The sequence below is a fragment of the Massilia varians genome (assembly GCF_027923905.1).
GTDB classification, from domain to species: domain Bacteria; phylum Pseudomonadota; class Gammaproteobacteria; order Burkholderiales; family Burkholderiaceae_D; genus Telluria; species Telluria varians_B.
In genome coordinates this window covers 3,914,013-3,939,944 of record NZ_AP026966.1, presented here as the reverse complement: position 1 = coordinate 3,939,944, position 25,932 = coordinate 3,914,013, and the positions used below count along the sequence as shown (strand labels likewise).

Annotated in this window: 22 protein-coding genes; 9 read left to right on the top strand and 13 right to left on the bottom strand. The window is 67.5% G+C overall.

Features of this window, described 5'->3' with window-relative positions; all coding sequences use genetic code 11:
- The first annotated feature begins 98 nt into the window (after nucleotides 1–98).
- The 3 genes from MasN3_RS17725 to MasN3_RS17715 all read left to right on the top strand — a co-directional run bounded on the left by MasN3_RS17725 (nucleotide 99) and on the right by MasN3_RS17715 (nucleotide 3,293).
- The gene (locus MasN3_RS17725; RefSeq protein WP_281908956.1) at nucleotides 99–641 is read left to right on the top strand and encodes a GbsR/MarR family transcriptional regulator; all 543 of its coding nucleotides are present in this window, start codon (nucleotides 99–101) and stop codon (nucleotides 639–641) included.
- Nucleotides 638–1,666 carry a TIGR01777 family oxidoreductase gene (locus tag MasN3_RS17720; RefSeq protein WP_281908955.1) on the top strand — a complete coding sequence of 343 codons (1,029 nt, stop codon included), beginning with the start codon at nucleotides 638–640 and terminating at the stop codon, nucleotides 1,664–1,666. Before MasN3_RS17725 ends, MasN3_RS17720 begins: the two co-directional genes overlap by 4 nt.
- A 154-nt stretch (nucleotides 1,667–1,820) precedes the next feature.
- Nucleotides 1,821–3,293, top strand: coding sequence for a pyridoxal phosphate-dependent aminotransferase (locus tag MasN3_RS17715; protein WP_281908953.1), 1,473 nt, complete (start codon nucleotides 1,821–1,823; stop codon nucleotides 3,291–3,293).
- A gap of 3 nt (nucleotides 3,294–3,296) precedes the next feature.
- On the opposite strand, the gene MasN3_RS17710 is transcribed toward MasN3_RS17715, so the two are convergent.
- The 3 genes from MasN3_RS17710 to ompR are packed head-to-tail and all read right to left on the bottom strand — an operon-like array spanning nucleotide 3,297 to nucleotide 7,085.
- The gene (locus tag MasN3_RS17710; RefSeq protein WP_281908951.1) at nucleotides 3,297–5,003 is read right to left on the bottom strand and encodes a hypothetical protein; all 1,707 of its coding nucleotides are present in this window, start codon (nucleotides 5,001–5,003) and stop codon (nucleotides 3,297–3,299) included.
- A gap of 7 nt (nucleotides 5,004–5,010) precedes the next feature.
- Nucleotides 5,011–6,384 (bottom strand): sensor histidine kinase, encoded by a 1,374-nt coding sequence (locus MasN3_RS17705; RefSeq protein WP_281908949.1) that lies wholly within the window; start codon nucleotides 6,382–6,384, stop codon nucleotides 5,011–5,013.
- Nucleotides 6,384–7,085, bottom strand: a complete 702-nt coding sequence (ompR, locus tag MasN3_RS17700) for an osmolarity response regulator transcription factor OmpR (protein WP_281914537.1) — start codon at nucleotides 7,083–7,085, stop codon at nucleotides 6,384–6,386. Before ompR ends, MasN3_RS17705 begins: the two co-directional genes overlap by 1 nt.
- A 280-nt stretch (nucleotides 7,086–7,365) precedes the next feature.
- On the opposite strand from ompR, the gene MasN3_RS17695 reads away from it, so the two are divergent.
- Complete coding sequence (locus tag MasN3_RS17695) at nucleotides 7,366–7,749, top strand: hypothetical protein (RefSeq protein WP_281908948.1); 384 nt, start codon at nucleotides 7,366–7,368, stop codon at nucleotides 7,747–7,749.
- Nucleotides 7,750–8,586: 837 nt separating this feature from the next.
- Nucleotides 8,587–10,446 carry a flagellar assembly protein A gene (locus MasN3_RS17690; RefSeq protein WP_281908947.1) on the top strand — a complete coding sequence of 620 codons (1,860 nt, stop codon included), beginning with the start codon at nucleotides 8,587–8,589 and terminating at the stop codon, nucleotides 10,444–10,446.
- Between the two features lie 3 nt (nucleotides 10,447–10,449).
- Here MasN3_RS17690 and MasN3_RS17685 read toward each other — a convergent pair whose 3' ends face one another.
- Nucleotides 10,450–10,959: a nuclear transport factor 2 family protein gene (locus MasN3_RS17685; RefSeq protein ID WP_281908945.1), complete on the bottom strand. Its 510-nt coding sequence runs from the start codon at nucleotides 10,957–10,959 to the stop codon at nucleotides 10,450–10,452.
- A 63-nt stretch (nucleotides 10,960–11,022) separates the two neighbouring features.
- The gene (locus tag MasN3_RS17680) at nucleotides 11,023–11,892 is read right to left on the bottom strand and encodes a DUF817 domain-containing protein (protein WP_281908944.1); all 870 of its coding nucleotides are present in this window, start codon (nucleotides 11,890–11,892) and stop codon (nucleotides 11,023–11,025) included.
- A gap of 128 nt (nucleotides 11,893–12,020) precedes the next feature.
- On the opposite strand from MasN3_RS17680, the gene MasN3_RS17675 reads away from it, so the two are divergent.
- The 3 genes from MasN3_RS17675 (at nucleotide 12,021) to MasN3_RS17665 (ending at nucleotide 13,683) form a co-directional block, all read left to right on the top strand.
- A complete protein-coding gene (locus MasN3_RS17675; RefSeq protein ID WP_281908942.1) occupies nucleotides 12,021–12,653 on the top strand; it encodes an NUDIX hydrolase in 633 nt (210 codons plus the stop codon).
- Nucleotides 12,654–12,665: 12 nt separating this feature from the next.
- On the top strand, nucleotides 12,666–13,028 hold the full coding sequence (locus tag MasN3_RS17670) for a hypothetical protein (protein WP_281908940.1): 363 nt from the start codon (nucleotides 12,666–12,668) through the stop codon (nucleotides 13,026–13,028).
- 193 nt (nucleotides 13,029–13,221) lie between these two features.
- Nucleotides 13,222–13,683: a chemotaxis protein CheW gene (locus MasN3_RS17665; protein ID WP_281908939.1), complete on the top strand. Its 462-nt coding sequence runs from the start codon at nucleotides 13,222–13,224 to the stop codon at nucleotides 13,681–13,683.
- 12 nt (nucleotides 13,684–13,695) lie between these two features.
- On the opposite strand, the gene MasN3_RS17660 is transcribed toward MasN3_RS17665, so the two are convergent.
- The 8 genes from MasN3_RS17660 to dapC all read right to left on the bottom strand — a co-directional run bounded on the left by MasN3_RS17660 (nucleotide 13,696) and on the right by dapC (nucleotide 24,103).
- Nucleotides 13,696–15,840 (bottom strand): TonB-dependent receptor domain-containing protein, encoded by a 2,145-nt coding sequence (locus tag MasN3_RS17660; RefSeq protein WP_441904793.1) that lies wholly within the window; start codon nucleotides 15,838–15,840, stop codon nucleotides 13,696–13,698.
- Between the two features lie 239 nt (nucleotides 15,841–16,079).
- Nucleotides 16,080–18,059, bottom strand: coding sequence for an ATP-binding cassette domain-containing protein (locus MasN3_RS17655; protein ID WP_281908937.1), 1,980 nt, complete (start codon nucleotides 18,057–18,059; stop codon nucleotides 16,080–16,082).
- Between the two features lie 139 nt (nucleotides 18,060–18,198).
- Complete coding sequence (gene prmB, locus MasN3_RS17650; protein WP_281908936.1) at nucleotides 18,199–19,089, bottom strand: 50S ribosomal protein L3 N(5)-glutamine methyltransferase; 891 nt, start codon at nucleotides 19,087–19,089, stop codon at nucleotides 18,199–18,201.
- A 24-nt stretch (nucleotides 19,090–19,113) separates the two neighbouring features.
- Nucleotides 19,114–20,250 (bottom strand): succinyl-diaminopimelate desuccinylase, encoded by a 1,137-nt coding sequence (dapE, locus tag MasN3_RS17645; RefSeq protein WP_281908934.1) that lies wholly within the window; start codon nucleotides 20,248–20,250, stop codon nucleotides 19,114–19,116.
- Entirely contained in the window at nucleotides 20,247–20,606 is a 360-nt protein-coding gene (locus MasN3_RS17640; RefSeq protein WP_281908933.1) for an ArsC family reductase, read from the bottom strand. Before MasN3_RS17640 ends, dapE begins: the two co-directional genes overlap by 4 nt.
- Nucleotides 20,607–20,739: 133 nt before the next feature.
- Nucleotides 20,740–21,885 carry a PilT/PilU family type 4a pilus ATPase gene (locus MasN3_RS17635; RefSeq protein ID WP_281908932.1) on the bottom strand — a complete coding sequence of 382 codons (1,146 nt, stop codon included), beginning with the start codon at nucleotides 21,883–21,885 and terminating at the stop codon, nucleotides 20,740–20,742.
- A 131-nt stretch (nucleotides 21,886–22,016) separates the two neighbouring features.
- Nucleotides 22,017–22,853 carry a 2,3,4,5-tetrahydropyridine-2,6-dicarboxylate N-succinyltransferase gene (dapD, locus tag MasN3_RS17630; protein WP_281908931.1) on the bottom strand — a complete coding sequence of 279 codons (837 nt, stop codon included), beginning with the start codon at nucleotides 22,851–22,853 and terminating at the stop codon, nucleotides 22,017–22,019.
- Between the two features lie 38 nt (nucleotides 22,854–22,891).
- Entirely contained in the window at nucleotides 22,892–24,103 is a 1,212-nt protein-coding gene (dapC, locus tag MasN3_RS17625; protein WP_281908929.1) for a succinyldiaminopimelate transaminase, read from the bottom strand.
- A 153-nt stretch (nucleotides 24,104–24,256) separates the two neighbouring features.
- On the opposite strand from dapC, the gene MasN3_RS17620 reads away from it, so the two are divergent.
- A complete protein-coding gene (locus MasN3_RS17620) occupies nucleotides 24,257–25,930 on the top strand; it encodes a mechanosensitive ion channel family protein (RefSeq protein WP_281908927.1) in 1,674 nt (557 codons plus the stop codon).
- Nucleotides 25,931–25,932: the final 2 nt, after the last annotated feature.

Genomic DNA, 25,932 nt, shown 5'->3' with positions numbered 1-25,932 from the left:
CAGCATGAGCCGAACGAACAACACTGCACGTCGAATACCCTTGCTATTTTCTTCGGCTTGTTCTTTAATTTCTGTAATAGCAGAAATAAAGGAAAGCCATGAGCCTCAGCCCGACCGCACAGAAATTCGTCCTGCACTGGGGAGAGATGGGCACCCGCTGGGGCGTCAACCGCACCGTCGCCCAGATCCATGCGCTGCTCTACCTGTCGGAGCGGCCCTTGACCGCCGACGACATCGTCGAGACCCTAGGCGTGGCGCGCTCCAACGTCAGCAACAGCCTCAAGGAATTGCAGAGCTGGAAGCTGGTGCGCGTCTCGCACGTGCTGGGCGACCGGCGCGACCATTTTCAGGCCTTGCAGGACGTGTGGGAAATCTTCCGGGTCATCCTGGAAGAGCGCAAGCGCCGCGAGATCGACCCGACCCTGAGCCTGCTGCGCGAATGCGCCATCGAAGGCGAGCAAGACGCGGGCCTGGACGCGGCCACGCTGGCGCGCATGCAGGTCGTGCTCGAGTTCCTCGAAATGCTCAGCGCCGGCTTCGAGGATTACCGGCACCTGCCGCCGCAGACGCTGCAGCGCTTCCTCAAGATGGGCGGCAAGGTCGCCCGCTTCCTCGGACCGAACAGCAAGGAGCAGCCATGACTTCCACCGTACGACACCTGGCCGGACTGCGCGACGTGATCGCGGCGGCGCGCGGACAGGGCGGCGTTGCTGCCCCCGCCGTGTCCTTCGACACCCACAAGCGCAGCGTCCTCGTTACCGGCGCCACCGGCTTCGTCGGCCGGCATCTGGTGGGCGCCTTGCTGCAAGACGGCCATACGGTGTTCGCCCTGAGCCGGCAGCCGGAAGCGGCGGCGCGGCTGTTCGAAGACAAGATCACATGCGTCGGATCGATGCAGGCGCTGCCGCCGCAGACCCGCATCGACGTGGTCGTCAACCTGGCCGGCGCGCGCATCTTGGGTGCGCGCTGGTCCGCGGCGCGCAAGGAGGCGCTGCGCCGCAGCCGCGTCGGGCTGACGCGGCAGCTGGTGGACTGGATCGCACGCGCCGAACACAAGCCCTTCCTGCTGCTGAACGCGTCCGCCATCGGCTACTACGGCACCCAGCGCATCGGCGACACCGCGGAGCTGGACGAATCGTCTCCGCCGCAGCCGGTCTTCATGTCGGACCTGTGCCGCGAATGGGAACAAGCGGCCGGCGGGGCCGCGCAGTACGGCGTGCAGGTGGAATGCATGCGCTTCGGCCTGGTCGTCGGCAGGGGCGGGGCGGTGCCGATGATGCTGCTGCCGATCCTGCTCGGCCTGGGCGGCAGGCTCGGCAGCGGGCGGCAGTGGCTGTCCTGGATCCATGTGGATGACGTGGTGGGCGGCATCGCGCACCGCTGGCGCGATGCGATCGCGCATCCGGCCCGGGGCGCCGTCGGGGCCAGCAACTTCACCGCGCCCGAATGCGTCACGCAGGCGCAATTCAGCGAGGCGGCCGCACGCATCTGGCGCCGGCCGTGCTTCATGCCCACGCCGGGATGGCCGCTGCGCCTGGTGCTGGGCGAGCAGTCCGACCTGCTGCTCGAAGGGCAGCGCGTCGCGCCGCGCCGGCTGCTGCGCGAGGGTTTCGGGTTCCGCTATCCCGACATCGCACAGGCCCTGGCGAGCCTGAAACGCGCCTGAAACGCGCCGGATAACGCGCATTTCATGTCGCCTGCATGGGGGCGCCAATCGTGCGACCGTCTCCACGCCAACTCATTAGACTGCGCGGAACTTGTGATGTTGCCACATGGCAAAACTGCAAGTATCCGCCACGTTTATAGTGAGAGACATCCCGATGACCCAGCTGAATCAAGCCCTCGAGCGTCCCACGGTCCCGACCTGGACGCCGCACCTGCGCAGCCACATCCAGGCCGCCGCCGAACACCTCCAGAACGACTCGGAAGAGATGCGCCAATGCTCGCCCGAGCAGGTGCTGTACCACGACTACATGCAGGCCGGGGCGCCGCACGGACCGGCCCTGTACGCCGTCAAGGGCGAACACTGGAACGGCGTCAGCCCCAAATTCCTGGAGTTCATCAACGCCTTCCAGTTCAGGCGCGGCGACATGGGCTATGCCGAATCCGGTTATGGCATCCAGCGCCACCGCAACTTCATGCGCCGCCTGATCGTCAGCGAGCACCACCTGGAGGCGCGCCGGCCCGCGGCCAGGCTCGACATCGACGTCGGCTGCCTGGCGATGACGACCCGGATGGCGATGTACGACATGGCGAAGGTCGCCATGCGCCACGCGCGCGAACGTCATCCGGGCAAGACCCCGGTGGCGCTGGTGCCGACCCCGAGCTGGGACTACCGCGGCATTTTCAAGGACGTCGGCTTCGAGATCGTGTTCCTGCCCCTGGGACCGAAGAACGGCTGGCTGCCGGACCTGCAGGCATGGGATGCGATCGTGCGCGACACGCTCGCCGATGGCAGCCGCCACATCGCCATGGCGGTGACCAATCCCCAGCACAACCCGACCGGCATGCAGTGGCCGGTCGACGTGACCGGCTGGCTGCTCGACTTGTGCGCTGCCCAGGACGGCTTCCTGCTGCTCGACGACGCTTATTACTGCGTCCACGACCCGCGCGCGCCGGTGGTCAACCACCTGAAGGCGCTGCTCGACGCTTTCGACCGCGAGGGCGGCGACAACGAACTGGTGCGCTCCGGCATGTTCGAGCGCTGGGTCGCGACCCGTCCCTTCGGCAAGCAGTTCTCCTGCAACACCATGGGCGTGGCGGCCATCACCACCTCGCCGACGATGCTGCGCCAGCTGAGCCGCGAGTCCTGGATCAACCGCTACCACACCAACACCCACAACGCGGAACTGATGTGCGCCTGGCTGGCCACCCCGGAAGCGGCCGACTGGACCATCGAGACCGGCCTGTTCTACACCCGCCAGAAGGAGCTGGTGCGTGCGCGCCTGAAGGAGCGCATGGGCTGGAACGACGCGGCCCTGTGCATCGGCCCGTCGACCTCGTACATGCTGATCGAGATCCCGAAGGTTTACCAGACGACGGACGGCGGCATCGACCGCTTCCGCGACGACCTGTTCTTCGCCACCGGCACCCTGGTGTCGGCCTCGCTGTTCAACCAGACCGCGCCGGTGCCCTACGTGCGCCTGCACCTGGGCAGCCATCCGGACGTGATCGAGGAATTCCTGCGCCGCTGGGAAGCGGCCGGCCTGCGCTACGACATGGCGTCCACCTTCGGCGGCAGGGCGGGGCTGGGCAAACCGGTGCTGCCGCCGGTGTTCCGGCAGGAAGGGTAGAACCTAGATCCCGAAGGCCTTCAGGGCGGCGTCGAACAGCACCTCGAACGGGTTGTTGCGGCGCCCGCCGGCCTGGGCCGAGCGCGGCACTTCCTCGTACAGGAAGCAGGCGTCCTGCCCGGCGAAGCTGTCGTGGAACAGGGGCTGCCGGCCAGCCAGGTAAGGCAGGAAGGGCTCGGCGCGCACGGTGCCGTAGCGGGCATGCGCGCTGAAGCCAAGGGTCGCATCCTGGCTGATCGTACGCCCGGCGCCAGCCACTTCCTGCCGCACGCCGCGGCAGCCTTTCAGGACCAGGGTCGCCGGGCCCTCGAAGGCCAGGTAGCGCAGCTGCAGCGTGAGCCAGGCGTGCAGGGTTCCCAGGCGCCAGTGGCTGCGGATGGCGGGCCGGCGGCCGCTCCGGTAGACCATCCCGGCCAGGCCGCGCGGCTGCAGCACGAAGGTCTCGCCGGCACGCAGTTCCAGCAGCGCGAGCTCGTCCAGCGGGTCGCTGGTGGCCGACACCACCACCTCGGCCGGCGCCGTGGCGCGCAGGCGCTTGAGCATCCACAGGCGCGCCGCCAGGCTGCTCAGCGGGCGCCGCCAGTTGAACAGCAGCCGGGTCGAGACGGCCACGCCCGCGGGCTGGCTCTGGCAGTAGTCGGGGCGGATCAGCAGTTCCTCGCCCGGCGCCAGCGCCAGGTTGTGCGAGACGGCGGAGATGCGCGCGGCCATCCGGGCCGGCACGCCGGGGACGGCCGGCGCGTCGCCCAAGACGATCGGCGGCCTTCTTGCCGCAAGCGGCGCCAGCACGAAATAGAACAGGGCGCGGATGCTTGCGGGCAGCAGCCACCATCCGGCCAGCAGCACGAGCGCCGGCAGCAACAGCGGCTGCACCACGCCATAGGCTTGCCACACGGCGCTGGTTCCCGCCAGCTGCTCGACTTCGCGCAGCCGTTCGCGCAGCGGCGCGGCCGCCGCCGCCAGCGCTTCTTCATTGAGCCGGAACGCGGCCGGCGCGCCGATCGCGGGCAGCGTATCGACCAGCGTGCGCTGGGCCTGGAAGGCGCGGTGCGCGGCGCTGTTCCTGGCGCGCAGCCGGGCCGCTTGCGCGTCCAGTGCCCGCAGCTGGCGGTAGTCGTCGGTGAAGAACAGCTTGCCCCAGGTGCCCGCGGCCCGTGCCGCCTCGGTGCGCTTGTTCATCGTGTCCTGCAGCGCCGCGTAGACCGCCACGTGTTCGCGCCGCAGCCGCTCCAGGGTGGCCAGCGCGGCCTGCCGGTTGGCGAGCGCGTCGACGCGTGCGCGCAGGGCCAGCAGGTGGGTCTTTTCCTGGCGCCGCAGTTCGATTTCCATGTCGCGCATGGCCGAGCGGGCGAGCTGCTGCGCCAGGGCCTCGCGGCCGGCGAGCGCGGCGCCCAGCACCGGCGCGCCTTCGCCCTCGCGGCGCAGGCGTGCGATCTCCCTGTCGACTTCGGCGATGTGTCCGTCGAGCTGCGCGATGCCGGCGCCGGACAAACTGCGCAGCGCTTGCTCGGTGCTGCGCGCCAGCGCGGCGCGGCGTGCGTCGAAGCCGGCTTGCGCCTGGCGCAGGGCAAGGAGCTCGCCGACGATGTGCTGGATGTTGGTCCACTCGCCCCGCAACCAGTGGCTTGATGCGAGAACCAGCACGATGGCCGCGAAGACCAGCAGGTTGCGGCCGAGGCCACGGAGCAGGGCGGCCAGCAGCTGAGCCACGCGCTGCTTATCCCGCCAGCGGCAAGGCCAGCTGCAGCAACAGCCCGCCGCCTTCGCGGTTGCTCACCGTGAGCTCGGCATTGTGGCGCGAGAGCACGCGCTCCACGATGGCCAGGCCCAGGCCGGCGCCGTTGGCCTGGCCGCGCGCGCTGTCCAGGCGCGTGAAGGGCTTGAGCAGCTGGTTGATCTGGTCCTGCGGGACGCCCACCCCGTGGTCGCAGATCTCGATCACGGCGCGCCGCCCGTGGCCGGTTGCCTTTACCCGCAGGACGATCGCGATCTCGGTGTAGTCCTGGCCCGGCGTCTTGCCGTACTTGCGCGCGTTCTCGATGATGTTGTTGACCACCCGCCGCAGGTCGGTGGCGTTGCCCATCACGTGCACGCCCGGCATCAGGTCGACCTGCACCCGCAGGTCGCGGATGCGGCCCGCCTCGCGGCCGACCTCGGCCAGCATCTCGGACAGGTTCACCGCGATGAAGGTGGCGGCATCGGTCGGCTTGGCGTAGTCGAGGAACTGGCCGATGATCGCGTCCATCTGCTCGATGTCCGACTGCATGCCTTCGCGCGCATCCTGCGGCAGGTTGGCCATCTCGACCTCGAGCTGCATGCGCGCCAGCGGCGTGCGCAGGTCGTGCGAGATGCCGGCCAGGATCACGGCGCGGTCCTTCTCGACCTGGGCCAGGTCTTCGACCATCTGGTTGAAGCTGCGGTTGGCCTCGATGATCTCCTGCGAGCCCTTCTCGGGCAGCGGCGCCGGCCTCTCGCCCTTGGCGATGGCGCGCGCGGCCGCCGTCAGCCGGGCCAGCGGCCGGTTGACCAGCGAAGAGATGAAGGCGGCGCCGATCAGCGACAGCAGGCCCACCAGCGTGGCCCAGCCGAGCCACTGCACGCGGCTCAGGCCGGCCAGGCGCTCGCGCTCGAGCATCAGCCAGTATTCGTCGCCGTCGATATTGAAGCTGATGTAGAAGCCGGGCACGCCGTTCACGCCGCTCGAAAAGCGGGTCTGCTTGCCCAGGCGTTCGCGCACGATGGCGGCGATCTCCGGCATCAGGGGATTGTTCGGCGGCGGCTCGACGATGTCGTCCTCGTTGAGCGTGAGGACGCGGATGCCTTCGTTCGACACCAGTTCGAGCAGCAGCTCGAGGCGCTGCGCGGGCGCCGAGTGGATCAGGGCGGCCCTGGTGATGGTCACCGCCGACACCACCAGCTCGGCGGTCTGCTGGATCTGCGGGCCGCGCTGGAATACGCTGATCATGCCGATCCACGACCCCATCGAGGCGGCGGTCAGCGCCGACATCAGGAGGAAGGTCCGCCAGAACAGGCCGCTCCGGTACCAGGCAAAGCGGGCGGCGCGGCGCGCCGCCGAGAGTGGGGCGAACACTAGCGCGGCTGTCCTTCAGGGATGAACACGTAGCCCAGGCCCCAGACGGTCTGGATGTACAGCGGGCTGGAAGGATCGGGCTCGATCAGCTTGCGCAGGCGCGAGATCTGCACGTCCAGCGAGCGGTCGAACACCTCGTATTCGCGGCCGCGGGCGAGCTCCATCAGCTTCTCGCGCGAGAGCGGCTGGCGCGCATGGCGCGCGAACACCTTGAGCACCGAGAACTCGCCGGTGGTCAGGGGAACCGTCTCGCCGTTTTTCTTGAGCGTGCGCGTGCCCAGGTCGAGCACGAAGTCGCCGAACTCGAAGGTCTGCGGGGTTTCGCTCGGGGCGCCCGGGATTTCGTCCGGACCCTTGCGGCGCAGGACCGCGCCGATGCGGGCCACCAGCTCGCGCGGGTTGAAGGGCTTGGGCAGGTAGTCGTCGGCGCCCATCTCGAGGCCGACGATGCGGTCGACGTCCTCGCCCTTGGCGGTCAGCATGATGATCGGGGTCTGGTCGCCGTCGCCGCGCAGGCGGCGGCAGATCGACAGGCCGTCTTCGCCCGGAAGCATCAGGTCCAGCACCAGGAGGTCGTAGCGCTCGCGCAGCCACAGCTTGTTCATGGCCGGCGCGCTCTCCGCGGTGACGACCTGGAAGCCCTGCTCGGTGAGATAGCGGCGCAGCAGGTCGCGCAGACGCACGTCGTCGTCGACCACCATGATCTTGGCGGAATGGCCGCCCTGGTTGCCGCTAGCGCTATTGGTCGGGGTAGCACCCGTATTGTTCGTGGTCGCGTTCATATGGAATCCAGAATTGTCAGAAGCATGTCGCTATGGTAACGTCTTATCGCTTGGACATCTCGTCCATGTGGCTCAGCCATTACATTGTGTTACAAACTTTACCCAATCAGGCTTACTCCTCGAACGGTATGCACCTACACTGGCGACAAGTGGAAATCACAGCTTATCTGTTTATAGGGCATCGCGGAAGAGGAACACCATGAACAACGTGCATACCAAAATCGAGGCAGCAAACGAGGGTCGGCTGGCGCGTTGCGTCAGGCACGGCGTCCTCGCTTTCGCCCTGGCTTGCACCGCCGCCGGCGCCATGGCGGAAGGCCAGGACCGTGGCCAGCGCCGCGAGGAAATGCAGCAGCAGGCCATGCGCGACCGTTACGAGATGCGCGCCCAGGATCCGCGCTACGACCCGCGGGCCGAGGAAATGCGCGTCGAGGCCCGCATGCGCCAGGAACAGGCGATGCGCGAGTCCATGCGCGAAGAAGGTGGCCGCCGCGGCCGCATGACGCCGGACGAGCGCAGCGAACTGAAGCGCCAGATCAACGAAGCCAACCGCGACCTGTATCCGAACGCGCGGCGCCGCTGAGCCGGCCTGCGGCCGGGCCGCGACCCCTCCTTGACGGCGCCTGCGGGCGCCGTCGTCGTTGAGCGCCCAGCATGGGCGCACTCTTGCGGGTGCAAGTCCCGCCGTAAGCTGACCACAGCGAGCGAAGTGAAGCGCAACTGCGTAAGGGCGACCGAGCGTGGAGAGGAAGCGTGGAGCGAAACTGCGAGCCGATGGACAAGAACCGAATAGAAGGCGCTGCCGAGCAGGGCGAGCGGGCAACATTCCGCGAAGCTCTTGTGGTCAAAGCGAGGCGGCGTAAATTCGGCGGTTGTGCAGGGAAGGAGTGCGTTCTTACCGGGAGATCTCGCCTGGTGCCTGAAAGGGGTGACGGTTGCCAATGGCAACCGGAACGTGAAAGCCGGAGCGAGAAGTCAGCAGAGGTCGTAGTAGGTGCTGGTATGGCCGGCGAGGCTAAAGACTGGTACTGAAGGACCGAAGGAATGGGAGTTGGAATCTGCTCGACCATTCGAGAAGGAATGCTTCAGATGCCGGCAACGGGGCTCGTTAATGGGAGCCAAGGTGAAGCCGACGCTTTCTCCGACAGCGAAGAACCGACTCGACCGGGTTGAACACAGGTGAGAGCAGGCATGGTGCGCCGGGTTTCGGCACTATGACCTCAACCGTTCCAACCGCCCGGTGCGGACCCGCATGCCGGGTGGTGTGGGAGGGGCTGGCCAGATTTGGCCGCCCCTATCCCGATTACGCGCCGCGTCCCCGTGCGTTGAATTTCCTTGGTGAAATATTGTTGCTATATGTTTATTTACATATCGCAACATGCTATCGTATCGGCACCTTAGCCGATCGGGAGAACGCGCCGTGTCCAACCCAGCAGCCGCAGACGCCTGCATTGTCCGCCAGGCCGACGGCATCTACTGCGACATGGCCGCGCTCGGCCCGGGCCTGCTGGCGGCGGTCGACGGCATCCTGCTCGGGAACCGGTATTTTGCCGGCCTCGACTACCCGGTCCTGATCAAGGCCTTGTTCGGCCACGGCCCCGCATTGCCGCCCGCGGTCAGCGGGGCGCGCGGCGAGCCCCTGGTGCGCCTGGCCGACGACATCCTGCCTTTCGATCCGGCGCGCCGCCAGCTCTACCGCGCCGTCAAGATCGCCGACGGCCAGGCCGAATACTACTTCGAGCCCGTGTTCCTGCCGGACCCCGAGGGCGTCGAGCAGCCGGCCCGGCTCGACATCGACGAATTCATCGCCGACATGTGGCTCAAGGGCATCCGCTTCGGCATCGATGTCGGGGCGCTCAAGGGCCTCATCGATGCCGCGGCGGCCGGCCGTTTCGTGGTGGCGCGCCGGCTGCCCGCGCGCGCGGGCGAGGATGCGCGCGTGGTCGAGGTCTCGAACGAGCTGCACCGCAGCGACGCCCCGCGCCAGCTCGCCAACGGCAAGCTTGACCTGATGAGCTTCCAGAACCGCTTTCCCCAGGTCCAGCGCGGCACGCGCCTGCTGCGCAAGCTGCCGGGCGTGCAGGGCGAGCCGGGCTTCGAGCTGTCCGGCATCGCCCTCGCCCCGGAACTGCCGCTCGATCTCGATCTGGGCGACTGGAGCGGCCCCGGCACGACGGTCGACCGCATCGCCGAAGGCGAGTTCGTGGTCGCGCTGCAGGACGGCTTCCTGAACGTGGAAGGCAACCGGCTTTCGGTGGGCGACAAGATCGTCAGCCGCGACGGGGTCAGCGCCAGGACCACCGGCAACCTGCAGCTGGAGGGCGACTACGAGGAATTCGGCGAGGTCCAGGAAAACCGAGTGGTCGAGGGCGAGAGCATCACGGTGCACGCCGACGTGTACGGCCACGTGGTCTCGCGCGGCGGCGCGGTGCGCCTGAACCGCAACCTGATGGGCGGCAGCGCCAGGAACGGCGACGGCCCGATCCTCGTGGCCGGCGTCGCATCCGGCGCCACCATCCAGAGCGCCAACGGCGAGGTCAGCCTGCAGCGCGCCGAGAACTGCATCATCTCCGGCAGCCGGGTCGTGGTGGCCGAAGCGCTCAATTGCGAGATCGTGGCCGACGAGGTGGAGATCGGGCAGGCCGAGGGCTGCGCCATCGCCGCCAGGCGCATCGCCATCGAGCGCGCCGCGCCGCGCGGATACAGCGAGATGCGGGTCTTCGTGCTGCGCCCGGACTGCGCGCGCATCGATGCGGCGATCGGCATGATCCGCGAGCGCGTGGGCCAGTTCGGCGAGCTGGCCGGCCGGCGCCGCGCCGCGATGGAAGCGGTGGCGGCCCAGCTTGAAGTGGCCAGCTACGTCAGGCTGGCGGGGCGCGTGCGCAAGGGCGAACTGGTGCTTACCCCGGAACAGCAGCCGGCCTTCAGGAAGCTGGCCGCCGCGGCGGCGCCCGCGCTCAAGCAGATGGCCGCGCTGTCGCAGGAGGTCAAGGAGGTCGAGGCCGAGCGGCAGTCAGGCGTGGCGCTGCTGGAAAGGCTGCAGGCCCAGCGCGCGCAGCACAGCGGCACGGTCAGCGTCGCCATCGGGCAGGTGGCGGGCGAACTCACGGTGCGTGCGCTCGACGTGGAGCCGGACAGCGCGGAGGCGGAGCGCGGCCATCACTACCGCCTGGCGCCGCGCGAGATCAAGGCGCGCCTGCGCGAGGCCAGCGGCGCCGAGGTGCTCTTCGCGGGAAACAGCGGAAGCGTCAGCTGGAGCACGGCGCAAGGCGTCGCCTGAGCTTCAGTTGCCCTGCGCGGGGCGGATGGCGGTACTCTGGTGGAAGCTGTTCTTCCAGCCGTCCGGCTGGCGTATCCACAGGTGCGCATAGCGAAAGCGCGGCGGCTTGGCGGCGTCGCCCGCCATCAGCGCCCGGTAGGTGCCGGTGACCAGGGCGGCGTTGCCGCCCTCCAGCATATGCACCTCGGTGCTGTCGATCTCGTAGAGCCGGAAGCGGAAGTCCTTGCGTTCGAGCGCAATGAGCAGCTCGGTCTTGCTGCGCACCCGCCCGCGGCTGTCGACGTGGTAGTACTCGCGGTCCATCAGGTAGCGCAGGGCGGCGATGTCGTTCTGCACGATGGCCTTGGCGCGCTGCCGTTCCAGCCCGGCCAGCAGGGCAGTGAGGTCGACTTCGCCGGCGGCGATGGCGCGCTGGCTCTGGAAGCCGGCCGCGCGCACGTCTCCCGGCATCGCCAGGGCGGCGGACAGCACCGCTAGCAGGGCAAGCGCAACGAGGCTGGTCGGCGGTTTCATGGTGGTTCCTTGGCAGAAGCGGACACGGGCGCGACACGCCCATGATACCCGCGCCGCGCCCGGCTATGCCCGCGCGACGTGGATCTTTTCCTTGATGTGCTTGAGGTTGGCCACGATGGTGAACGTCATGATCACCAGCAGCGACCACGAGCTCCACTTGCTTACGTGGACCACCGACCAGGCGCCCAACTGGTTCGGGTAGCGCCACACGCCCCAGAAGGTGCCGATGTTCTCGGCCAGCCAGATGAAGAAGCCGATCAGCACGAAGGACAGCAGCAGCGGCATCTTGCGGTCGCGGTCGAGTGGCCGGAACACCACCATGGTGCGCGAGTACAGGCCGAGCGCGCAAGCCGCCAGGTACCAGCGGTAGTCGCCGATGTAATGGTGGGTGAAGAAGTTCAGGTAGATCAGGATCGCGATGGTCCAGGCCATCCAGTGCGGCGGATGGTGGCGGATGCGCAGGTCGAACAGGCGCCAGGCCTGCACGATGTAGCTGCCGATGGCGGCGTACATGAAGCCCGAGAACAGCGGCACCTCCAGCAGCTTGGTGTAGGCGAAGTCCGGGTAGGCCCAGGACTGGATGGCGCCGGACACCTTGAAGGCCTCGAGCGCGAAGCCGACCGCGTGGAACAGGCAGATCGCCTTCAGTTCGTCCATCGTTTCCAGGCCCAACCTCACCATCCACAGCTGGATGGCCAGCGCCACCAGCAGCAGCACGTCGTAGCGCGGGATGCCGAGGATGCCGGTGCGCGGGGTGAGCATCATGGCGGCGAAGAACAGGCCCACGAACAGGCAGGCGCGCGCGTTCTTGAAGCCGAAATACAGGAACTCGGCGCTGGCGCGGCGCCAGCCGCCGAGCCGGCGCGGGCGGGTGTCGAGCAGGACGTTGTCGAGGGCCAGGGTGAGGGGGGCGGAGCCGGGCGTCTTGTTCATTGTTGTCGGGTCGCGGATGGAGGCAGACGGGGTCGACCGATGTTGTCACAGAAGGGATGGCGAATCAATGCTTCGCTGCGCCGATGTTGCGGTATTAGAATGGAGCGTCACCGACTCCCGCGCCAGCCATGCCGATATCGATCCACCCGAAACCCGACGAATGGGGCAAGCCGGTCGCCATCGCCGCGCCCACCGCCCCGACGCCGCTGGAGCACTGGCTCGACCCGCGGCTTGGCGCCACCGTGATCCCGGGCGGTGCGGTGCCGCCGGCCCTGAACGCCATCCCGTTCGCGCTGTGGCGCGAGGCCCCGCGCAGCGATGCCGGCTGGATCGCGCTTGCCGGGCGCGAGGATGCCTTCGACGAGCCACCCTTCGCGCCGGCGCCCGGCCGGCGCGTGGCGGCGGGCGTCGTCATCCTCGAGGACGATGGGCGGGTCTGGGTGGTGCACCCGTCGAACGGCTTCGGCGGCTACCCGGCCACCTTCCCGAAAGGCACGCTCGACCCGGGCATGCTGCTGCGCGCCGCGGCGATCCGCGAAGCCCATGAGGAAAGCGGCCTGCACGTGGTGTTGACCGGCTTCCTGATGGACCTGACGCGCAGCCGCAGCCGCACCCGCTATTACCTGGGCCGGCGCGTCGGCGGCTGCCCGTCCGACATGGGCTGGGAGAGCCAGGCGGTGTCGCTGCTGCCTCGCGCCCAGTTGGACCGGGTGCTGCTCAATCCGAACGATGCGCCACTGGTGGCCTGGCTGCAGGCCTGAACGGGAGACGCCATGGAACCCATTGCGGTGGTCGTCTGGATCGTGGTGCTTGCGCTCATCGTGTACAGCAACTACCGGTATATACGCGGCGCGCGCGATGTCGTCGGCATGGCGAACGAGGAGTTCCGGCAGCTACGTATCACGGAAGCGCCGCCGGAGCTGTGCTTCGACGGGCGCAGCGCCGAGATCGTGGCCGAGGGCGTGGCCTACGAGGACAAGTACGGCATCCGCGTCCTCAGCGTGACCCGCTACGCGCGCAATGCCCATGGCGAATACTTTTTTTTCATCTCCGAGGGCAGGGGCCGGCCCTATTTCAAGCACATCGAGCAGCGGGCCGCCAGGGCCGCGCTGGGAGAGCGGTATGTCGCCCCTTGAATCTGGAACGACCGGTTTTCGGGACATCCGGACGCGCCGGCGGGTCAAACGGGCTTTGCTCGCGGTCAGCACGGCGCAATAGCTGGGACAATCCTGATGCGCCGCGCCCCGGCATGCTGCAGAGGTTGACTGCAGTCAACAATTTCCATGGACCTGCCCCTTAGGATAGGTGGTGCCGATGAAAGGAACCACCATGTCGCACCACATCCTCGCCGCACCCCAGCAGTTCCTTGGGTTTACCCTGGGCGGGCTCGATTACGGGCTCGACTATTCCGCGGTGCAGGAACTCAAGGCCTACCGCTCGCTCGAGCGTTTCTGCAGCGACGGCGAGATCATCGGCGGCGTGGCCCTGTCGCGTGGGGTGATCATGCCGGTGATGGACTTGCGGGCCGCCTTCGCCCCGGTGTTTTCGCTGCCCGAGCCGGAGACCGACGTGGTGATCGTGCGTGTGGCGGCGGGCCGGGTGGGGGTGGTGGTGGAGCGCGTCACCGGCGTTGTGCGCCTGCGCCCGGAGCAGGTGGTTCCGCTGCCGGGCGCCCAGCGCGATGCCGACTACCTGATCGGCCTCGGCCTGGCCCGGGGACGGCGCATGATCCTGATCGACATCGCGCGCCTGATGTCGGTGGCGCCGGTGGAGCCGCGCCAGGTGGCCTAGACCTGAGGCGCGTCAGAAGTCCGCGCTCACGGACAGCCACAGGCGGCGCCCGTCCATGTTGTTGACGTAGACGCTGCCCCAGGCCGGCGCGGCCGCGCCGGGCGCCTGGTAAGGGCGGTAGTCGATGAAGTCCTTGTTGGCCAGGTTGTAGAGCGCCGCAGTCACCGTCACCCGCTTGTTCAGCCGGTAGCTGCCGCCGAGGTGCAGCATCCCGTAGCCCTTGTAGTTGCCCAGGGCCGCCCTGGCGGCGCGCGTCGCCGCCGAGCTGCCCGGATCGCGGAAGCGCTCGCTGCGCGCTTCCAGGCGCAGCCAGGCATGCCATTGCGCCGCGATGTCCCAGGCAAGGCGCGCATTGAGCGCATGTTCCGGCGTGTCGCCGAGCGGCTTGCCGGCGTTCGGGCCGCTTTTCTGCTCGCTGTCGGTGTAGGTGTAGTTGGCGCTCAGGGCCCAGCCGGGGGCGAGCGGGAAGCGGGTCGCGAGCTCCAGGCCGCGGGTCACCGCCTCGTCGACGTTGGTGGACTGGCCGAAGGCATCGACGTTCGGCCAGTTGCCGAAGCTGACGCAGCCCGGACGGCCGGGCGCCAGCCGGTAGGAGCAGTTCAGCAGGCCCGTGCCGGCGGTGATCTTGTCCTTGAACGTGTTGTTGAACAGAGCGGCATGCGCGCTCCAGCCGGCGCCATTGTCGAAATAGACGCCCAGTTCGGTCGTCACGCTGGTCTCGGGCTTCAGGCCGGGGCTGCCCACCAGGGGAATCGTGCCCTGGCCGCCGAAGCCGTTGATGCCGGGCGCGAGCTGCTCGACGCGCGGGGTCTTGTAGCCGCGGCTGGCGCCGCCCTTGACGGTCCAGCGCGGCGACGCGTTCCACACCAGGTAGGCGCGCGGGCTGAGCTGGCCGCCGAAGATGCTGTGCTCGTCGTAGCGCGCGCCCAGCGTCAGGAGCAGCGGCTGCGCGATGCGCCATTCGTCTTCCAGGAACAGGGCCTGCTGGGTGAAGGCGAAGGCCTGCGGCGCGACGCCGTCGACCATCTCGGCATCCCAGTGCTGGGCGCCGATGGTGGTCAGGTGATTGCCCCAGGGCGCCACCAGCTTGGTATCGAACACGCGGCTCTCCACTTCCAGCGTGCGCGCGCTGCCGGCCACGGCGCCCGGGGTGCCCGGCGGGATGGTGCGGCCGATGGTTTCGGTGCGGTTCACCATGTAGCTGCTGTCCAGGGTGCCGAAGCCGAGGCGTGCGCGGTAGGACAGGCTGCCCTGGTCGCGGTTGTACTTCTGCTTGGGAGCATAGCCGCCCTGGACCCCCAGGGGCCCGAGCTGGCCGCGCGTGTTGTCGTAGCTCTGGCGGGTGCTGTCCGCGTCCAGCGTGAATTCGTGCATGCGGCTGGGCGTCCAGGCCAGGCGCGCGCCGAGGTTGTGGATGCTTGATTCGACCGGGTTGGCGCCCATGGTCGGGGCCACCTCGCCATTCTGGTTCCGGTAGCGGATATCGGCGCCAGCGCGGTGCTGGGTGCTGCCGCGCAGCGACAGGCCCAGCACCTCGGCGGCGAGCGGGCCGCTGAGGTAGAACTTGGCGCCCTTGACGTCGCCGAAGCTCGACTCTTCCTGCACCGTATAGTCGGCCGCCAGGTTGCCGTGCCAGCGCTTGCCGACCTTGCGCGTGATGATGTTGATCACGCCGCCCATCGCGTCCGAGCCGTACAGGGTCGACATCGGGCCGCGGATGATCTCGATGCGCTCGATCGCGCCGATCGGCGGCATGAAGCTGGTCGAGGTGCCGCCGAAGCCGTTCGGGGTGACGCTGCCGGCGGCGTTCTGGCGGCGGCCGTCGATCAGGACCAGGGTGTAGTCGCTGGGCATGCCGCGGATGCTGATGTTCAGGCCGCCGGTCTTGTCGCCGGCCGCGCCGACGTCGATCCCTTCCACGCTCTCCAGTGCCTGCGCCAGGTTGCCGAAGCGTTCCTTCTCGAGCTGGCCGCGGCTCAGGACGGTGATCGAGGCCGGCGCTTCGCGGATGCTCTGCTCGAAACCGGAGGCGGTGACGACGACCGTCGCCATGTTCTCGGGCAGCGGGTTGGCGCTGGCGGCGAAGGGCAGCAGGGCGGCGGCGGTGCCGATGAGGGAGCGGCGAAACAGCGGCAGGGCAAAGCGTGGCTCAGGCATACGGTATCCGTGTGAGTGGTCGAAAAAGACGTCGAGATATGCAGAATGGAAACATTATAAATGATAATGAGAATGATTCCTATTCATAATCCAAGTTTTTTCGAGACCGGGCGAGACGGCGTGCCGAGGCCTCCGGGTGGGAGGACGGACAGGGAGGGGGAGGGAAGGCGCAGCAGGTCGCGCATCACCCCGGTTCGGGGCGATGCGGAGGGGTCAAACGGGGAGGTGTGGCGTGAAACTCAGGCGACCAGGCCTTCGAGCTGCTCCTGCAGCTCCAGCCATTCGGATTCGAGCTGCTCCAGGTCGCGCGATGCAAACGCCTGGTCGGCCACGAGAAGCTTGAGCTTTTCCTTGTTCTCGGCCTCGTAGATGCTCGGCTCGAGCAGCTGGGCGTCGATCTCGGCCTTCTTCGCGTTCAGCTTGGCCATCTGCTCTTCCAGGCGCTTGACGCGGTTCTCGATCGGTTTCCTGAGCGCGGCCAGGCGCTGGCGCGCTTCCGCCTCCAGCTTCTTTTGCTCCTTGCGGTCGACCGGGGCCGACAGCGGGGCTTCCAGCTTGCCGTCCTTCGCAGGGACGGGCGCCGGCAGGGTGTCGGTGCCCTTGCCGAGCTTGGTCTGGAACAGCCACTCCTTGTAGTCGTCGAGGTCGCCGTCGAAGGGCTGCAGCTTGCCGTCGGCCACGATGATGAACTGGTCGGTGGTGGCGCGCAGCAGGTGGCGGTCGTGCGAGACCAGCACCAGGGTGCCCTCGAACTGCGCCAGCGCCATGGTCAGGGCCTCGCGCGTTTCCAGGTCGAGGTGGTTGGTCGGTTCGTCCAGCAGCAGCAGGTTCGGGCGCTGCCACACGATCAGGGCCAGCGCCAGGCGCGCCTTTTCGCCGCCCGAGAAGGGCGCGATCTTGCTGGTCACCATATCGCCCGGGAAGTTGAAGCTGCCGAGGAAGTTGCGCAGCTCCTGCTCGCGCACGGTCGGCGCGATTTTCGCCAGGTGCCACAGCGGCGACTCGTCGTGGCGCAGCATCTCGACCTGGTGCTGGGCAAAGTAGCCGATCGACAGGCCCTTGCCGAGCGTGGCCTTGCCTTCGAGCGGCATCAGCTCGCCGGCGACCGTCTTGATGAGCGTCGACTTGCCGGCGCCGTTCACGCCCAGCAGGCCGATGCGCTGGCCGATCTGCAGCGAGAAGTTCACGCGCTTGACGATCGCCTTGCCGCCGACCTTGTCGCCGTGCGCGTCGAGGACCGGATAGCCGGCATCGACGTCTTCCAGCACCAGGAGCGGATTGGGGGCGGACAGCGGCTCGCGGAATTCGAAGGAGAATTCGGCGGCGGCGCGCAGCGGCGCCAGTTCCTCCATCTTGGCCAGCGCCTTCATGCGGCTCTGGGCCTGGCGCGCCTTGGTGGCCTTGGCCTTGAAACGGTCGACGAAGGACTGCAGGTGGGCGCGGGTGCGCTGCTGCTTCTCGAAGGCAGCAGCGGCCAGCACCAGGCTTGCCGCGCGCTGGCGCTCGAAGCTGGAATAGTTGCCCGAATAGCGCGTCAAGCTGCGCTGGTCGATGTGCACGATGACGTTCACGATTTCGTCGAGGAAGTCGCGGTCGTGCGAGATGATGATCAGGGTGCCCGGATAGCGCTTGAGCCAGTCTTCCAGCCAGATGATCGCGTCCAGGTCCAGGTGGTTGGTCGGCTCGTCCAGCAGCAGCAGGTCGGAAGGACACATCAGGGCTTGCGCCAGGTTCAGGCGCATGCGCCAGCCGCCCGAGAAGCTCGCCACCGGCTGCGTCATCTGCTCCAGCGAGAAGCCCAGGCCCAGCAGCAGCTGCTCGGCGCGCGACTGCACCGTGTAGGCATCGGCATCAAGCAGGGCGCTGTGCAGCTCGCCGAGGCGCATGCCGTGCGCATCGGCATCCGGATGCGCTTCCAGTTCGGCGAGTTCGGCCTGCAATTTGCGCAGGTTGACGTCGCCGTCGATCGCGTATTCCAGCGCCGGACGGTCCAGGGCCGGAGTCTCCTGGGCCACGTAGGCCATGCGCCACTTGGCGGGGAAGTCGATGGCGCCCTGGTCCGGGTGCAGCTCGCCGCGCAGCATGGCGAACAGGCTCGATTTGCCGGCGCCGTTGGCGCCGATCAGGCCGATCTTGTCGCCCGGGTTGAGGGTCAGGTCGGCGCTTTCTAGCAGCGGCTTGGTGCCGCGCATCAGGCTGACGTTCTGGAAGCGGATCATGAGGGAATTTCTGGGTTTATGTAGGGTGGACGGCTCTGCCGTCCGCGCGTTCAACGCTCGGATGCGCTGTGACGACGCAGTCTCTGGCTGGATGCGCGGACGGCGAAGCCGTCCACCCTACGAAAAGCGTTAAACGGTCTTATTTTGCCTGCAGTTGTTCGGCCGTCAGCAGGAACACGGCATCGTCACCGGCGCTGGTGCTCAGCCAGGTCAGGCCCAGGTGCCCGAAAGCCGCTTCGGCATAGCCGCGCTCGTTGCCGATCTCGACCACCAGGATACCTTCCGGCGTCAGGCGCTCGGCAGCGCCTTCGACGATCTTGCGCACCAGGTCCATGCCGTCCTCGCCGCCCGCCAGCGCGATCTGCGGTTCGCGCAGGTATTCCGGCGGCAGCTTGCCCATCGAGACGCTGTTCACGTAGGGCGGGTTGGTGACGATCAGGTCGTAGCGCTTGAAGGGCACGTGCTCGTACAGGTCCGATTCGATCGGGTTGACGCGGCCTTCGAGCTTGTATTCGCGGATGTTGTGCTCGGCGACGGCCAGGGCGTCCTTCGAGATGTCGACCGCGTCGACCACGGCGTTCGGGAAGGCCTCGGCCATCATGATCGCCAGGCAGCCGCTGCCGGTGCACAGTTCCAGCACGTTTTCCACGCTGTCCGGATCCTGCACCCAGGGGCTGAAGGTCTGCGGAATCAGTTCGGCGATGAAGGAACGCGGCACCAGCACGCGCTCGTCCACGTAGAAGTGGTACTCGCCCAGCCAGGCCTCCTTGGTGATGTAGGCGGCCGGCACGCGTTCGACCACGCGGCGCTCGATCACTTCCATCACCTGGATTACTTCGTCCGGCAGCAACCTGGCGTCCAGGAAGGGGTCGAGCCGGTCCAGCGGCAGCTTGAGGGTGTGCAGGATCAGGTAGGCGGCTTCGTCGAAGGCCTCGGCGCTGCCGTGGCCGAAGAACAGCTTCGCGCCATTGAAGCGGGTGATCGCATAGCGCAGCAGGTCGCGCGGCGTGCTGAAAGTGGTGTTGGTCATGGCCTTCTCCCGAGGGTTGTTCTATTACTGCGCCAGCAGCTGTTCCAGCGTGCGGCGGTAGATGTTCTTGAGGGGATCGATGTAGCGCAGCTCGATGTGTTCGTCGATCTTGTGGATGCTGGCGTTCGGAGGCCCGAATTCTATCACCTGCGGGCAGATGCGGGCGATGAAGCGGCCATCCGAGGTGCCGCCGGTGGTCGACAGTTCGGTCTGCACGCCCAGCTCCTCGCGGATGGCGTCGCACAGCGTGTCGGAAAGCAGGCCTTTGGGAGTCAGGAAGGGCTGCCCGGACAGGGTCCACTGCAGGTCGTAGTCGAGACCGTGCCGATCGAGGATGGCGTGCACGCGCGCTTCCAGGCCGTCGGCGGTGCTGGCGGTGGAAAAGCGGAAGTTGAAGTCGATCGTCACGTGTCCCGGGATCACGTTGGTGGCGCCGGTGCCGGACTGGATGTTCGAGATCTGCCAGCTGGTCGGGGCGTAGTACTCGTTGCCTTCGTCCCAGACTTCCGCCGCCAGTTCCGCCAGCGCCGGCGCGGCCTGGTGGATCGGGTTGCGCGCCAGGTGCGGGTAGGCGATGTGGCCCTGGATGCCCTTGATCACCAGGTGGCCCGAGAGCGAGCCGCGGCGGCCGTTCTTGATGGTGTCGCCCAGCACGTGGTTCGAGGTCGGTTCGCCCACCACGCAATAGTCCAGGGTCTCGCCGCGTTCTTCCAGGCGCTCGCAGACGACCACGGTGCCGTCGACGGCCGGTCCTTCCTCGTCGCTGGTGATGAGAAATGCGATCGAGCCCTTGTGGTCAGGGTGGGCGGCGATGAATTCCTCGCAGGCGACCACCATGGCCGCGATCGAGGTCTTCATGTCGGAGGCGCCGCGGCCATACAGCTTGCCGTCGCGGCGGGTCGGCACGAAGGGGCTCGACACCCATTGGTGTTCGGGGCCGGACGGCACCACGTCGGTGTGGCCGGCGAACACGAACACCGGCGAGGTCGTCCCCTTGCGCGCCCACAGGTTGGTGACGCCGTTCGATTCGATGGTCTCGCAGTGGAAACCCAGCGGCGCCAGTAGTTCCTTCAGGCGCTCCTGGCAGCCCTTGTCGTGCGGCGTGATCGAATCGAGGGCGATCAGCTCTTCGGTGAGCAGCAGGGTGCGCGAGGGTTTCATGCAGCGTCCTTGAATTTCGCGGCATAGGCGTCGGCCGAGAAGCCGACCGAGACCGGGCCGACGCCGGCAAGGACCGGGCGCTTGATGACGGAGGGGTTTTCCAGCATCAGTTCCAGGGCGCTGGCCTTGTCGGTGATCTGCGCCTTGCGCTCGTCCGGCAAATTGCGCCAGGTCATGCCCTTGCGGTTGACCAGGGTTTCCCAGTCCAGCTGTTCGAGCCAGTCTGCCACCAGTTCGCGCGTCAAGCCTTGCTTCTTGAAGTCATGGAAGGTGAAATCGTGGCCGTTATCAAGCAGCCAGGTGCGGGCTTTCTTGACGGTGTCGCAGTTGGGGATGCCGTAGAGGGTCGTGGTCATGATGCGTCAATCCTTGCGCCTGCGCGAATGAGCAGGGAGATGGTATTTTGGAAAGGCGGCAAGGATAGCACAGCACGCCCCCTGCGAGGATTCTACACAGGGGCGTTGTTCCGCAGCGGACGGAAGAAATGGCTCAGTTGTTGAGCGTGAATTCCGTGAAGGACGCCCCCGGCGCTTCCTTGCCCGGCTTGTTCTCTTCCTCCGGCTGCGCCTGGCTATCCGGCCCATTGTTGAGCAGCCAGAGCAGGTTGGTGGCCGAATCGGCATTGGCCAGCGCTTCGTCCTGCGTCACCAGCCCATCCTTGACCAGCTTGAGCAGCGCGGTTTCGAACGATTGCGAGCCCGGCGACAGGCTCTTGTCCATCGCTTCCTTGATCTGGCCGATCTCGCCCTTTTCGATCAGGTCGGCGATGTAGCGGGTATTGAGCATCACTTCGACCGCAGGCTGGCGCTGGCCGCCGGCGGCTGCCTTGACGAGGCGCTGCGAGACGATCGCCTTCACGCTCGAGGCCAGGTCCTGCAACAGGGCGGCGCGGTTCTCGATCGGGTAGAAGCTGATGATGCGGTTGAGCGCGTTGTAGCTGTTGTTGGCGTGCAGGGTGGCCAGCACCAGGTGGCCGGACTGGGCGTAGGCCAGCGCCGCCGCCATGGTTTCCTTGTCGCGGATCTCGCCGATAAGGATGCAGTCGGGCGCCTGGCGCATCGAGTTGCGTAGCGCCGTGGCGAAGCTGGTGGCGTCGCTGCCGATTTCGCGCTGGTTGACGATCGACTTCTTGTTCTTGAACAGGTATTCGATCGGGTCTTCCAGGGTCAGGATGTGGCCGGTGCGCTGTTCGTTGCGGTGGTCCAGCATCGAGGCGATGGTGGTCGACTTGCCGGAACCGGTGGCGCCCACGACCAGCAGCAGGCCGCGCTTTTCCATGATCAGCTCGGATAGCACGGGCGGCAGGCCCAGTTCGCCAAGCGGCGGGATGTTGGCCGGCACGAAGCGCAGCACCGCCGAGATCGAGCCGCGCTGGCGGAAGGCCGACAGGCGGAAGCGCCCCAGGTTGGCGACCGACACGCCCATGTTCAGTTCGTTCTCGCGCTCGAGCTCCTGCATCTGCTCGTTTGATGCGATCTCGGACAGCAGCGAGATGATGTTGTCGGGCTCGAGACGATGCTGGTTGATCGGGATGAGGTTCCCGTTGATCTTGATGTGCACCGGCGAGTTCGCGGCGAAGAACATGTCGGAAGCGTTCTTCTCCTTCATCAGCTGGAACAGGCGGTCCATGGCCATGGCATCGTCTCCTAATATAGTGGTGCTCTATTGCCGCTTGACCGCGTGGGCAGGGGACCTGCCCACCCTACGAAACCGGATCGCTGTACGTAGGGTGGGCGGGTTTCCCGCCCACGCGGTCAGCAAGCGCATCAGTCGCCGCGCAGCAGCTCGTTGATGCCGGTCTTGGCGCGGGTCTTGGCGTCTACGCGCTTGACGATCACGGCGCAGTACAGGCTGTACTTGCCGTCGGCGGACGGCAGGCTGCCCGACACCACCACCGAACCCGACGGGATGCGGCCGTAGCTGACTTCGCCGGTTTCGCGGTTGTAGATCTTGGTCGACTGGCCGATGTAGACGCCCATCGAGATCACCGAGTTCTCTTCGACGATCACGCCTTCGACGATCTCCGAACGGGCGCCGATGAAGCAGTTGTCTTCGATGATGGTCGGGTTGGCCTGCATCGGTTCGAGCACGCCGCCGATGCCGACGCCGCCCGACAGGTGCACGTTCTTGCCGATCTGGGCGCAGGAGCCGACGGTGGCCCAGGTGTCGACCATCGCGCCTTCGTCGACGTAGGCGCCGATGTTGACGTAGGACGGCATCAGGACCACGTTCTTGCCGATGAAGCTGCCGCGGCGGGCGACGGCCGGCGGCACCACGCGGAAACCGCCCTTGGCGAAATCTTCCGGCGTGTAGTCGGCGAATTTGGTCGGGACCTTGTCGTAGAACTGCAGGCTGCCGCCGAGGCCCGCCGCCGGCATTTGTACGTTGTTCTCGAGGCGGAAGGACAGCAGGACGGCCTTCTTGATCCACTGGTTCACGACCCAGTCGCCGCTGCTTTTCTCTGCCACGCGCAGGGTGCCGGCATCCAGGCCTGCGAGCACGTGGGCGACCGCGTCGCGCAGTTCGGCTGGGGCGTTGGACGGGCTGAACTCGGCGCGCTGTTCCCACGCGGTGTCGATGATGTTCTGGAGTTGTTGGGTCATGATGATTCTCTAGTTGAGGTATATGTTGGTGCTGCCTGTCACAGGCCCTTGCAGAACTCATTGATGCGGTTGGCGGCGTCGAGTCCTTCGTCGACGCTGGCGACCAGCGCCATGCGGATGCGCCCGCGGCCCGGGTTGAGGCCGTGCGCTTCGCGTGCAAGATAACTGCCTGGCAAAACCGTCACATTATATTCGGCGTACAGGCGGCGTGCGAAGTCGGTGTCCGACAGACCGGTGCGGCGCACGTCGGCCCACAGGTAGAAGCCGGCGTCCGGCAGTTCGACGTCCATCACCTCCTTCAGCAGCGGGGTGATCAGCCTGAACTTCTCGCGGTACAGCGCGCGGTTGTCCTGCACGTGGTGCTCGTCGTTCCAGGCCGCGATCGAGGCCGCCTGGATCGGCGGCGACATGGCGCCGCCGCTGTAGGTGCGGTAGAGCAGGAATTTCTTCAGGAGCTGCGGGTCGCCCGCCACGAAACCCGAGCGCATGCCCGGCACGTTCGAGCGCTTCGACAGGCTGGAGAACACGACCAGGTTGGCATACGGGCGTGCGCCGCCGCTGCGGCCGAGCTGGTGGGCCGCTTCCAGGGCGCCCAGCGGTGGCGTGGCGCCGAAATAGATCTCGGAATAGCATTCGTCGGCGGCAATCGCGAAACCGTGGCGCTCGGAGAGTTCGAACAGCTGGCGCCAGTCCTCCAGCGAGAGCACGGCGCCGGTCGGATTGCCCGGCGAGCAGACGTAGAGCAGCTGCACGCGCGCCCACACCTCATCCGGCACGCTGCCGTAGTCGGGCGCGAAGTTGCGGCCGGGCTCGGAATTGACGTAATAGGGCGTGGCGCCGCTCAGGTAGGCCGCGCCTTCGTAGATCTGATAGAAGGGGTTCGGGCTCATCACCAGCGCATCGCCACGGGCGGGGTCGACGACGGCCTGGGCAAAGGCGAACAGCGCTTCGCGCGAACCGTTCACCGGCAGCACCATCGTGCCCGGATCGACCGCCGGGATGCCGTAGCGGCGCTCCAGCCAGCCGGCGATGGCCACGCGCAGCGGCTCGGTGCCGTGGGTCGAGGGATAGACCGACAGGCCGGCCATCGCATGCAGCAGGGCTTTCTCGATGAAGGCAGGCGTCGGGTGTTTCGGCTCGCCGATGCCGAGGCTGATCGGGCTGTGGGCGGGATTCGGCGTCACGCCGCTGAACAGCTGGCGCAGCTGTTCGAAAGGGTAGGGGTGGAGCTGGTCGAGATGTGGATTCACGTCGATTACCGTCAGTGAGCGGTCTGGGTGCGTTGGCTATTCGGACAATTATAGCCCTTGCCTGCGGATACGATGGCGGGGACAGCAGTTCGTGGGGGGCGGGGCGGATGCTAGACTTCGCCTTGGCCCTGAGCGAAGGAGTTGTTTTTGAGAATGCGTCTTCCCGTCCTGATTTCTTTCCCGAAATTTTTGATGCCGCTGGCCCTGGCCTGGCTGCTGCTCGCCTTCATCCTGCCGGCCGCGGCGGCCGGTCCCCTGTTCGCGTCCGAGCCCGAGGCCGCGGCCGCGCCCACCCAGGCTGACCTGCTCGGCCGCGAAACGCCGCGCTCGACGGTCTCCGGGCTGATCCGGGCCCTGGCCGAGCAGGACCATGACCGCGCCGCCCAGTATTTCGACCTCCCCGCCAACAGCAGCCGGCAGCGCGCGGCCGCGGCCGCCAGGGCGCGCGAGTTCCAGGCCCTGCTCGACAGCGGCGGCTCGCTGCAGCCGTATGCGGCGCTGTCGAACGACGGCCCCGGCAAGATCGGCGACGAACTGCCCGTGGACCAGGAGCGCGTCGGCGAGATCCGCGCCAAGGGCCGGACGATCCCGGTCCTGCTCAGCCGCGGCGAAGAAGACGGCCTGCAGATCTGGCGGGTCTCGCGCGAGACCGCGGCGGCAATCGCCGCCGTGGCCGAGAAAGCGCCGGCCATCTCCGGCGCCCAGCGCCCGCAGTTCACCGTGGCCGGCGCGCCGCTGGAGGACTGGGGCATGCTGGTGGGCCTGGGCGCGCTGGTCTTCGGCGGGCTGTGGATCGTCGCCACGCTGCTGGTTGCCATCATGCGCCGGCTGGTGCGCGACCCGGCCGCCAACGGCGCCTACCGCTTCTTCGAGGCGGCCCTGCCGCCGCTCGGCCTCCTGATTGCGGTGTTCGTGTTCTTCGAATGGGCCGAGCGGCTGCCGGTCGCCATCGTGGCGCGCCAGACCCTGCTGCGCTACACCGGCATCCTGCTCTTGATCGCCTTCGTCTGGTTCGGCCTGCGCCTGCTCGACGCCGTCGCCCAGCTCGCCATCACGCGCATGCAGCGGCGCGGGCGGCGCCAGGTGGTCTCGGTGATCGTGCTGGCGCGGCGCACCGCCAAGGTCGTGCTGCTGCTGTTCTTCGCGATCGGCCTGCTCGACACCTTCGGCATCGACGTCACCACCGGCATCGCGGCGCTCGGCATCGGCGGCATCGCGCTGGCCCTGGGCGCGCAGAAGACCGTGGAGAACCTGGTCGGCAGCGTCACCGTGATCGCCGACCGGCCGGCCCAGGTGGGCGACTTCGTCAAGGTCGGCGACGTGATCGGCACGGTGGAAGACATCGGGATCCGCTCGACCCGCATCCGCACCCTGGACCGCACCCTGGTCACCATCCCGAACGGCGATTTCTCGGCGCGCCAGATCGAGAACTACGCCGCGCGCGACCGCTTCCTGTTCAATCCGGTGATCGCGCTCGACCACCGCACCCCGGCCGCCGGGCTGGCCGAAGCCGCCGCCATCGTGCGCCAGGTCCTGCTCGATCGCGACGAGGTCGCCGAAGGTTCGCGCGCGCACCTGGGCCGGATCGGCGAGCGTTCTTTCAATATCGAAGTGTTCGCCTACATGGAGGTGGCGGATTTCGAGGCCAGCGTGCGGATGCGCGAAGCGCTGCTGCTGGAGATCGTCAAGCGGCTCGAAGAGGCCGGGATCGCGCTGGGCTTCCAGGCCCAGACCGTGGTGTTTGCGCCCGAGCAGCTGGCGCTGTTGCAGCCCGGCGCCGCGGAGGCGCGCTGTCCCGAGCCTGTCCCGGGGGCGTCGAAGGCCTAACT